This is a genomic window from Stenotrophomonas sp. 2YAF22 (assembly GCF_052114665.1).
In the GTDB taxonomy this organism is placed as follows: Bacteria; Pseudomonadota; Gammaproteobacteria; order Xanthomonadales; family Xanthomonadaceae; genus Stenotrophomonas; species Stenotrophomonas indicatrix.
On record NZ_JBFRFE010000096.1, the window covers coordinates 1 to 9,550 of the forward strand.

The window sequence follows — 9,550 nt, forward strand, 5'->3', positions numbered from 1 at the left end:
GACCCTGGGCGGCAAGCACCACTTCCAGGGCCTGCGCCTGCCGGGCGTGGAACTGCTGCTGGAACTGCTGGGCTTGGTCGAACAGCGCCCGGACATCAGTACCGGCGCCCTGCTGGAGCATTTCGACGGCCGCGAAGAACAGGCCTCGCTGCACACCTTGGCCGCGCAGACGCTGGCGGGCGATGAAGCGATGTGGACGGTGGAACTGCATGACGCGGTCGGGCAGCTGGAGAAGCAGCTGCTGTTCCAGCGGATAGATGACCTTAACGCCAAGCAGCGACAACAGGGTCTGGACGATACTGACAAGTACGAGATGCGCGAGCTGCTGAAGGCACGCGCCAATCTGCGCCTGTAGCGGCAGTACACATCCCCGGAGAGACCATGCTGCTGCGCCTGACCTGCCTGCTGTTGTTGTCGCTCTGCCCGGTTCTGCCAGCCTGGGCTGCGGACCCCGCCCTTGCTGAAGTCCGCCCCGGACTCTACGCCGGCGGCCAGCCCACGGCCGCGCAACTGCGCGAACTTGCTGCACAAGGCGTGCGCACGGTGATCGACCTGCGCCAACCCGGTGAAGATCGCGGCTTCGATGAAACACGCGAGGCCGAAGCGCTCGGCCTGCGCTATGTACGCATTCCTGTGGCCGGTGCCGAGGGCCTGGATGCCGCCAATGTGCGCGCCGTGCACCAGGCGCTGCAGCAGAGCCAGGGGCCGGTGCTGCTGCACTGCGCCTCCGGCAACCGCGCCGGTGCCGTGCTCGGCCTGGTCAACGCACGCTACGAACACGCCAGCCCGGAACAGGCGCTGCAACTGGGCCAGCGAGCCGGCCTGAAGTCGCTGGAAGCCACCACCCGCGAGCGTCTGGCGATCCCTTCTCCCACCCCCTGATTCCCGGGGTAATCCCCCCGCACCAAGGAGCCCATCCACCATGACCCGCTGGTGGTCGCGCCTGCGACCGGACAACTTCACCCTCGCCCTGCTGTGCACCGTCGGCCTGGCCTCGCTGCTGCCGATGAAAGGCGCCGCCGCCCTGGTGCTCGACGATGTCACCACCGTCGCCATCGCCGCGCTGTTCTTCCTGCACGGCGCGCGCCTGCCGCGCGAATCGATCATCGGCGGCATGCTGCACTGGCGCCTGCACCTGACGATCCTCGCCTGCACCTTCATCCTGTTCCCGCTGCTGGGGCTGTTGTTCAAGCCGTTGTCAGGCTGGCTGCTGACACCTGAGCTGTACCTGGGCGTGCTGTTCCTGTGCACCCTGCCCTCCACCGTGCAGTCCTCCATCGCGTTCACCTCGATGGCGCACGGCAACGTGCCGGCGGCCGTGTGCAGTGCTTCGCTGTCGAGCATCCTCGGCGTGTTCCTCACGCCCCTGCTGCTGACCGCGCTGGCCGGCACCTCCGGCGGCGTGCACGACCCGCTGCATGCCATCGGCGGCATCATGCTGCAGCTGCTGGTGCCGTTCGTGGCCGGCCATCTGTTGCGCCCTTGGATCGCCGGCTGGGTGGAGAAGCAGCGCGCGCTGCTGCGCTACACCGACCAGGCCACCATCCTGCTGGTGGTGTACTCGGCATTCGGCGAAGCGGTTACCGAGGGGTTGTGGAGCAAGACGCCCCTGCTGTCGCTGTTCGCAGTGGCGGTGGTGGCGGCGGTACTGCTCGGCATCGCGATGCCACTGATCACCTTCATCGCCCGCCGCCTGCGCTTCAACCGCGAAGACGAGATCGCCATCGTGTTCTGCGGCTCSAAGAAGAGCCTGGCCACCGGYGTGCCGATSGCCAAGGTGCTGTTCGCCGGTGGCAGCCTCGGCGCGATCGTGCTGCCGGTGATGATCTATCACCAGATCCAGCTGATCGTCTGCGGCGTGATCGCCCAGCGCTACGCCAAGCGCGCGCCCTGACCTGTGGAACAGCCATCCACGCATGGCGTGGATCTACTGTAAGGCCCGGTCCACAAAAGTAGATCCACGCCATGCGTGGATGTTTCTGCGGTCAGACGGGGTCAGAGCCCCTTCGCGGATCCGGCCCTGAGTCGAGCATGGCTGGAATCCACAGGTAGCGCCGGGCCATGCCCGGCGGATCCACCCGCTACAACCAGGGCAGGATCCAGTGGTCCACCAGCAGGAAGGCGAACAGCGCCATCAGGTAGACGATGGAGTAACTGAACATCTTCATCGAGAACAGCTCGTCCGGCGGGTTGAGCATGCGCCAGGCGTACCAGAGGAACACGGCGTTGAGCACGATCGCCCCACCCAGGTAGAACGCTCCGCTCATGCCAACCAGGTACGGCAGCAGGCAGACCAGCGCCAGCACCACCGAGTACGCCATGATCTGCTTGCGCGTGTGCACCACGCCATGGGTGACCGGCAGCATCGGGATTTCCGCCTTGGCGTAATCSTCGCGRCGGAAGATCGCCAGCGCCCAGAAGTGCGGCGGCGTCCAGATGAAGATGATCAGCACCAGCAGCGACGAGTACGCCCAGTCCGACTGCCCCTGCATGCCGGTCACCGCCGCCCACCCCAGCATCGGCGGCATCGCACCGGCCAGACCACCGATGACGATGTTCTGCGAGGTCGCGCGTTTCAGGTAGACGGTGTAGATCACCGCATAACCGATCAGCGAGGCGAAGGTCAGCACCGCGGTGATCCAGTTCACCCACAGCACCAGGATCGCCATCGACAGCACGATCAGCACGCCGGCGAACACCAGCACCTGCCACGGCTTCACCTTGCCCACCACCAGCGGACGCCACGAGGTGCGCGCCATCTGCGCGTCGATGTGCGCATCCAGCAGCTGGTTGATGGCTGCAGCGGCGGAGGCGGCAAGCCAGATGCCGAGGAAGCCGAGCAGGCCGGCACGCACCTGCTCCCAGCTGGGCACGCCGGGAATGGCCAGGACCATGCCGACCAGGGCGGTGAAGACGATAAGGGCGACGACCTTGGGCTTGGTCAGATCCCAGTACTGGCGATAGTTGGAAAACATGGGATCAGTCCGGGGCACGCAGGCGGGCCAGCAGGCTGACCAATACAAACAACAGGGCAACGGCAACGCCGTTGTGCGCCACTGCCACTTCCAGCGGCAGCGCCAGCTTCACGTTGAGGATGCCGAGGGTGACCTGCAGCACCAGCAGCGTGACCAGGGCCGAAGCCCAGCCGCGCATGCTCGGCAGCCGGAACAGGCGCAGGCCCAGCCACAGCAGGTAAACGGCAACGACGATGGCAAACAGGCGATGGGCCATCTGGATGGCGATGCGCGAGGCACCGTCGAGCACGCCGCCTTCGTAGTCCACGCCGATACCGCGCCACAGGGTGAAGCCCTCGGCGAAGTTGTGCTGCGGCCACCACTGGTTGGCGCAGCGCGGGAAGTTGTCCAGCGAGGCGCTGCCGCCGCCGCACGCCAGCGCCGCGTAGTTGGCGCTGACCCAGCCACCCAGCGCGATCTGGGTGACCAGCACCGCCATGCCAATGCGCAGCAGCCACTTCAGCTTCGGCGCCTCAGCCAGGGTGATCGGCATGTGCGTGGCACGCCAGGCCATCCACACCAGCAGGCCGAACATCAGCATGCCGCCCAGCAGATGACCCATCACCACGATCGGCTTGAGCAGCAGGGTCACCGTCCACATGCCCAGCAGCGCCTGGAAGATCACCACCGCCAACGTCAGCAGCGCAGCGCGCGCCAGGTCGATGTTGCTCCAGCGCAGCGCCGCGATCAGCAGGATGGCCTCACCAACCAGCGCCAGCGCGCTGGCGGTTCCATGCCAGCCCATCATGTACAGCGGTATGCCCGCGGCCACCAGCACGCAGGCGGTGACTACCGCCGTGCTTCCGAAACGCCGCTTGCGCGTGGCCAGCAGGGCCAGGGTCAGGATCTCGATGCCGAGCGCGCCAGCCAGGAAGCGGTGCACCTGCTCACGCCAGGCCTTGTGTGTTTCCAGCGGACGGATCTCCGCTGCCGGGTGGCCAATGGTCTCTTCCACGTGCTGCGGCCAGGTCGCCTGCCCATAGCAGGTCGGCCAGTCCGGGCAGCTCAGGCCGGCATCGGACAGGCGCACGAAGGCACCGAACATGATCGTGCTCGCGGTCATGATCATGGCGAACCACGCCAGGCGGTGGAAATTGCGGTGCAGCGCCGGACGCGCGGAAAGGCTCATCAAACGGGACTCACTTCAGTTTCAGCAACGTGGCCATGTCCTTGCGCAGGCCGCCGAGATCGCTCCCGGGGGCATGACGCATGATCACGAAGCCGTTCGGATCGATCACGTAGACCGGCAGACCCGCCGGATCATCGACGCCAGGCAGCGCCGCGCGCAGGGCTGGCGACGGGGCCAGCGGCCGCAGCGCGGGCAGCGAGGCGATCGACGCCGGTGGCGTTCCCAGCCACAGGATCTCGACATTATCGGCGTTATGGCCGAACAGCTGCCACACCTTGCCCAGTCCCTGCGACAAAGTGACGCACTGCGCGTCGCAGGCTCCGGCCGGGGCCACCAACAGGCGCCATGTGCGCGCCTCGGGGTTCCAGGGGTAGGCCGCGCCATTGGCCAGCGTCGGCGGTTGCTGGCGCAGATCCACCGGCGGCTTCAGCAATTGTCCGCTGTTGCGATGTGCGGTCGGCTGCCAGCCGGAGAAACGCAGGAGGGCGGCCAGCGCCATCGCCCCGAAGAAAACGGCGAACAGCAGCACCAGGGTCCGGCGGCCGTTGCCGCGCGCCTGCGGGGAGGTAGCAGTGTTCATGCAGGGCATTTTCTCATGGTTGGGAAAGGGATGCCGGCCAGCGGCCGGCACTACCGGGCAACGGGCCGTCTTCTGCGCCATTCCAGTACCAGCGCCACCACCAGCACGGTCAGCGCCAGCCCGAACCACTGCACGGCGTAACCCAGGTGGCGCTGCGGCGGCAGCGTGTTCGGCAGCAGGTCGAGATCGCGCTCATCGCCGAACGGCAGCGCCGGGTCCAGCCGCAGCACGCGTTCGGGCAACGATGGCAGGCCCASTGCCGCAGCCAGGCCATCGGCGGGAAGGCGACTGGCCAGCCAGCGCCCTGCAACATCGGTGGTAGTGAACGCCGGCCCCAGCGCCAGCCCGGACGAAGGGGGCGGCGCCAACAGGCCTCGCACGGCTACCGGCGACGGCGGTGCCGGCACCACCGGCAACCTGCGGTCCGGCGGCAGCGCGCGCCAGCCCAGGTCCACCAGCAACACGCTGCCCGCATCGCTGCGGAACGGACGATAGATCTTCACTCCGGCGCGGCCGTGGCGGGTCTGGTTGTCCAGCAACACCACGCCCGGCAGGAAGCGACCGTGATCGGCCACGCCATGCAGCGCGCCCTGCGCCGCCAGCGCCTGCGCCAACGGCAGCGCCTGCGCCACGGCTGGCCCCTGCGCATCCAGCAACGCCTGCTTGGCCTGCATCCGCTGCAGCTGCCACAGCCCCAGCGCGGTGAATCCGGCCATCGCCAGCAACGCCATCAGCCAGCCGATCAGGCGCGTGTGCTGGCGCATCATGACAAGTCCGTGCAAACGCGGTCAGATAGGCACATCCATCCTGCCCTCGAGCCGCGCATGAGTGATTCGCTGAAGACCCTGCTGGTAATCGCGTTTCTGATCGTCATCGTCTGGAATCTGGGCGCCGGCCTGTATTACCTGCTGGTGGACCGCGGCCAGACCAAGCGCACGGTCAATGCACTGACCCGCCGCATCGGAGTGTCGGTGGCGTTGATCGTACTGGTGATCGTGAGCATCTACATGGGCTGGATCAAACCGCACGGCATCGGCGGCTGACGCTCCATCAGGCCAGGCAGCGCCGGCGGCTGACGCTGCCGACGCCTGCGCAGTCAAAGCACGTAGACGAACAGGAACAGCATCAGCCACACCACGTCGACGAAGTGCCAGTACCACGCGGCCGCTTCAAAGCCGAAATGGTTGTCGCGGGTGAAGTGTCCCTTCGCCGACCGCAGCCACATCACGATCAGCATGATCGTTCCCAGCAGCACGTGTGCGCCGTGGAAGCCGGTCAGCATGAAGAAGGTCGAACCGTAGATGCCCGAGCCGAGCGTCAGGTTCAGTTCCTTGTAGGCGTGGATGTACTCCTCGGCCTGCAGGGTCAGGAAGCCCAGGCCGAGCAGCACGGTCAGGCCCAGCCAGATCAACAGCTGGCGGCGGTTGCCCGCCTTCAGCGCATGATGGGCGATGGTCAGGGTCACGCCCGAGGTCAGCAGGATCAGCGTATTGATCAGCGGCAGGCCCCAGGCCGGGATCGTCTGGAACGCGCCACCGATCGCTGCCGGGCCATTGGTCGGCCAGCCGGCCGAGTAGCCCTGCCACAGCAGCTCGTTGGTCATCACCCCGCGCCCTTCGCCGCTCAGCCACGACAGGCCGAGGTGGCGGGTGTAGAACAGGGCACCGAAGAAGGCACCGAAGAACATCACTTCGGAGAAGATGAACCAGACCATCCCCATCCGGAACGAACCATCCACCTGCCGGTTGTAGTTGCCGGCCTGCGACTCGCGCACCACATCGCTGAACCACCAGAACAGGGTCAGCACCAGCATCGCCACGCCGATGTAGAAGGTCCAGCGGCCCCAGCTGGCGTCATTGAGCCAACTGGCCACGCCGACCATGGTCACCATCATCGCGATGGAACCGACGAACGGCCACTTGCTCTGGGCCGGGACGAAGTACACGTTGGCGTCGGTAGGTGTCTGGGCCATGGTCGGTATCCGGGTCAGGGAGCAGCGTGGGCGCCTTCCGACGTGGCGGCGGGCGCCAGCCGATCGGACAACGCATCGTTGCGGTAGAAGGTGTAGGACAAGGTGATCGTGCGGATTTCCGGCGGCAGGTCCGGATCGACGATGAAGCGCACCGGCATGTCACGCTTCTCGCCGGCCTGCAGGGTCTGCGCAGTGAAGCAGAAGCACTCGGTCTTGCTGAAGAACCCGGACGCGCGTGCCGGCGCCACCGACGGCACCGCGCTGCCGACCACGGCCTGCTGGCTGTCGTTGCGGGCGAAGTACAGCGCCTCGTTGAGTTCGCCAGGCACCACATCCATGGTCAGCTGCTCGGGATGGAACGACCACGGCAGCCGCGAATTGACGCCACCATCGAATTCCACCCGTACGGTGCGCTTGCCGGTGGCAGCACCGGTACTGGCTTCGCTGCCCGGGCCACGTTCCAGGCGCACGCCGAATACCTTCTCGCAGGCGATGCGATACAGCGGTACCAGCGAGAACGTCAGCAGGAACACCACCACCGCAACGCCGATCAGGCGCGGCAGGCCGGCGCTGYGTGACGGAGCGGTGGCCGGTGTTTCGCTCATCGACCGATCACACCGCTGAGGATGAAGCCGACGTACACCAGCACGGCGATCGCGCCCACCCACAGCGCGGTGCGCCTGGCGCGCTGGCGCTGCTCCGCATAAAGCGGCGCGGTGCCTGGCCGCTGGCCTGCCGATGCGCTTGCGGCCAAGCGTGGCTCGGCTCTGGCCGGGGTGATCGGGCTCTCGTTATGCATGCATCACCTCAATGACCGATATCGTCGTGGGCCAGGTCACCCGGGCGGATGGTCGGCGGCGTGGTGAAGGTGTGCGCCGGTGCCGGCGACGGCAGCGTCCACTCCAGGCCGCGCGCGCCTTCCCAGGAGCGGGCCTCGGCCTTCTCGCCGTTGCGCAGCGAGGACAGCAGGATCGCAGCCATCATGAACGGCGTGGCGAACATGCCGAACGCACCGATCGAGCTGATCAGGTTCCAGTCGGCGAACGCCACCGAGTAATCGGGGATGCGGCGCGGCATACCGGCCAGGCCCAGGAAATGCTGCGGGAAGAACAGCAGGTTGACGAACACGATCGACCACCAGAAGTGCACCTTGGCCCACTTCTCGCTGTACATGCGCCCGGTCCACTTCGGCCACCAGTAGTACACCGCCGCGATCAGCGCGAACACCGCGCCGGTCACCAGCACGTAGTGGAAGTGGGCGACCACGAAGTAGGTGTCGTGATACTGGAAGTCGGCGGCCACGATCGCCAGCATCAGGCCGGAGAACCCGCCGATGGTGAACAGGATGACGAACGCCACCGACCACAGCATGGGGGCTTCGAACGTGAGCGAGCCGCGCCACATCGTGCTGACCCAGTTGAACACCTTCACCCCGGTCGGGATCGAGATCAGCATGGTGGCGAACATGAAGTAGATCTCAYCGCCCAGCGGCATGCCCACGGTGAACATGTGGTGGGCCCAGACGATGAACGACAGGAACGCGATCGCCGCAGTGGCGTAGACCATCGCCTGGTAGCCGAACAGCGGCTTGCGGCTGAAGGTCGGGATGATCTCGCTGACCACGCCGAAGGCGGGCARGATCATGATGTAGACCTCGGGATGGCCGAAGAACCAGAAGATGTGCTGGAACATCACCGGGTCACCACCACCGGCCGCATTGAAGAAGCTGGTGCCGAAGAACTTGTCGGTCAGCAGCATCGTCACCGCACCGGCCAGCACCGGCATCACCGCGATCAGCAGGAACGCGGTGATCAGCCAGGCCCAGCAGAAGATCGGCATCTTCAGCAGGTCGATGCCGGGCGCGCGCATGTTCAGCACCGTGGCGATGATGTTGATCGCGCCCATGATCGAACTGATGCCGGCCACGTGGATGGCGAACACGGTGAACGCCACGTTGTAGCCGCCCTGCAGCGACAGCGGCGGGTAAAGCGTCCAGCCACCGGCCGGCGCGCCACCGGGCAGCAGGAAGGTCAGCAGCAGCAGGCTGAAGGCCACCGGCAGCAGCCAGAACGACCAGTTGTTCATGCGCGGCAGCGCCATGTCCGGCGCGCCGATCTGCAGTGGGATCATCCAGTTGGCCAGGCCGACGAAGGCCGGCATCACCCCGCCGAAGATCATCACCAGCGCGTGTACGGTGGTCAGCTGGTTGAAGATTTCCGGACGGATGTACTGGATGCCGGGCTGGGCCAGTTCCAGCCGGATCAGCACGCTCATGAACGCGCCGATGACGAACATGATGAAGCTGAAACCCAGGTACAGCGTGCCGATGTCCTTGTGGTTGGTCGAGAAGAACCAACGCTCGAAGAAGCTCTGCGGGTGATGGTGATCGTCGTGCCCAACTGCCGAGTGCGCCATTGCAAAACACCTCTCAGGATCGGTTGTCGCCGCAGCCGCGATACGGCCGCGGGCAGTTACATCAGGCTCCGCTGGCCGCCGCCGCAGGCGTGTTGCCGGCCTCGGCGGCTGCCGGTGCCGCCGGCTGCGCCGGCGTTTCACTGGCAGGTGCGGTGGGTTCGGCGGGCGCGGCAGGCGCTGCCGGTGCAGGCGCGGGTTTGCGCTGCGCCAGCCACTGCTTGAATTCTTCCTTGGACACCGCCTCGACCACGATCGGCATGAAGCCATGGTCCTTGCCGCACAGCTCCGCGCACTGGCCGCGGTAGACACCGGGCTGCTCGATGCTGGTCCAGGCCTCGTTGATGAAGCCGGGAATGGCGTCCTGTTTCCAGCCCAGCGCCGGCACCCACCAGGCGTGGATCACATCGTCGGAGGTGATGACGAAGCGCACCTTGGTGTCC

The 9,550-nt window shown here is 66.4% G+C and carries 11 protein-coding genes and 2 pseudogenes; 4 read left to right on the forward strand and 9 right to left on the reverse strand.

The annotated features are described in order from the left end of the window. From AB4Y84_RS06075 to AB4Y84_RS06085, 3 genes and pseudogenes are all read left to right on the forward strand, one after another. Positions 1-355 (forward strand): annotated as a pseudogene (locus AB4Y84_RS06075) (DNA primase); the annotation flags it as partial. A gap of 26 nt (positions 356-381) precedes the next feature. Then, positions 382-882 (forward strand): fused DSP-PTPase phosphatase/NAD kinase-like protein, encoded by a 501-nt coding sequence (locus AB4Y84_RS06080; RefSeq protein ID WP_428703797.1) that lies wholly within the window; start codon positions 382-384, stop codon positions 880-882. 40 nt (positions 883-922) lie between these two features. Beyond that, positions 923-1,894 (forward strand): bile acid:sodium symporter family protein, encoded by a 972-nt coding sequence (locus AB4Y84_RS06085; RefSeq protein ID WP_442249872.1) that lies wholly within the window; start codon positions 923-925, stop codon positions 1,892-1,894. Between the two features lie 187 nt (positions 1,895-2,081). Here the strand turns inward: AB4Y84_RS06085 and cyoE are convergent, their stop codons facing one another. The 4 genes from cyoE to AB4Y84_RS06105 are packed head-to-tail and all read right to left on the reverse strand — an operon-like array spanning position 2,082 to position 5,490. Further along, the gene (gene cyoE / locus AB4Y84_RS06090) at positions 2,082-2,975 is read right to left on the reverse strand and encodes a heme o synthase (RefSeq protein WP_442249873.1); all 894 of its coding nucleotides are present in this window, start codon (positions 2,973-2,975) and stop codon (positions 2,082-2,084) included. Between the two features lie 4 nt (positions 2,976-2,979). Beyond that, the gene (locus AB4Y84_RS06095; protein WP_312111707.1) at positions 2,980-4,143 is read right to left on the reverse strand and encodes a COX15/CtaA family protein; all 1,164 of its coding nucleotides are present in this window, start codon (positions 4,141-4,143) and stop codon (positions 2,980-2,982) included. A gap of 10 nt (positions 4,144-4,153) precedes the next feature. Further along, the gene (locus tag AB4Y84_RS06100) at positions 4,154-4,723 is read right to left on the reverse strand and encodes a hypothetical protein (protein ID WP_032975628.1); all 570 of its coding nucleotides are present in this window, start codon (positions 4,721-4,723) and stop codon (positions 4,154-4,156) included. A gap of 50 nt (positions 4,724-4,773) precedes the next feature. Next, positions 4,774-5,490: an SURF1 family protein gene (locus AB4Y84_RS06105; RefSeq protein WP_442249874.1), complete on the reverse strand. Its 717-nt coding sequence runs from the start codon at positions 5,488-5,490 to the stop codon at positions 4,774-4,776. 57 nt (positions 5,491-5,547) lie between these two features. On the opposite strand from AB4Y84_RS06105, the gene AB4Y84_RS06110 reads away from it, so the two are divergent. Continuing rightward, the gene (locus AB4Y84_RS06110; RefSeq protein ID WP_010484233.1) at positions 5,548-5,766 is read left to right on the forward strand and encodes a twin transmembrane helix small protein; all 219 of its coding nucleotides are present in this window, start codon (positions 5,548-5,550) and stop codon (positions 5,764-5,766) included. Positions 5,767-5,819: 53 nt separating this feature from the next. Here AB4Y84_RS06110 and AB4Y84_RS06115 read toward each other — a convergent pair whose 3' ends face one another. The 5 genes and pseudogenes from AB4Y84_RS06115 to AB4Y84_RS06135 all read right to left on the reverse strand — a co-directional run. Beyond that, positions 5,820-6,695 (reverse strand): cytochrome c oxidase subunit 3, encoded by an 876-nt coding sequence (locus tag AB4Y84_RS06115; RefSeq protein ID WP_025878291.1) that lies wholly within the window; start codon positions 6,693-6,695, stop codon positions 5,820-5,822. 14 nt (positions 6,696-6,709) lie between these two features. Beyond that, the gene (locus AB4Y84_RS06120) at positions 6,710-7,300 is read right to left on the reverse strand and encodes a cytochrome c oxidase assembly protein (RefSeq protein WP_442249875.1); all 591 of its coding nucleotides are present in this window, start codon (positions 7,298-7,300) and stop codon (positions 6,710-6,712) included. Beyond that, complete coding sequence (locus tag AB4Y84_RS06125; RefSeq protein ID WP_136639629.1) at positions 7,297-7,494, reverse strand: hypothetical protein; 198 nt, start codon at positions 7,492-7,494, stop codon at positions 7,297-7,299. Before AB4Y84_RS06125 ends, AB4Y84_RS06120 begins: the two co-directional genes overlap by 4 nt. An 8-nt stretch (positions 7,495-7,502) precedes the next feature. Continuing rightward, positions 7,503-9,110 (reverse strand): cytochrome c oxidase subunit I, encoded by a 1,608-nt coding sequence (gene ctaD / locus AB4Y84_RS06130; RefSeq protein WP_442249876.1) that lies wholly within the window; start codon positions 9,108-9,110, stop codon positions 7,503-7,505. A gap of 61 nt (positions 9,111-9,171) precedes the next feature. Next, a pseudogene (locus AB4Y84_RS06135) lies at positions 9,172-9,550 on the reverse strand (cytochrome c oxidase subunit II); the annotation flags it as partial.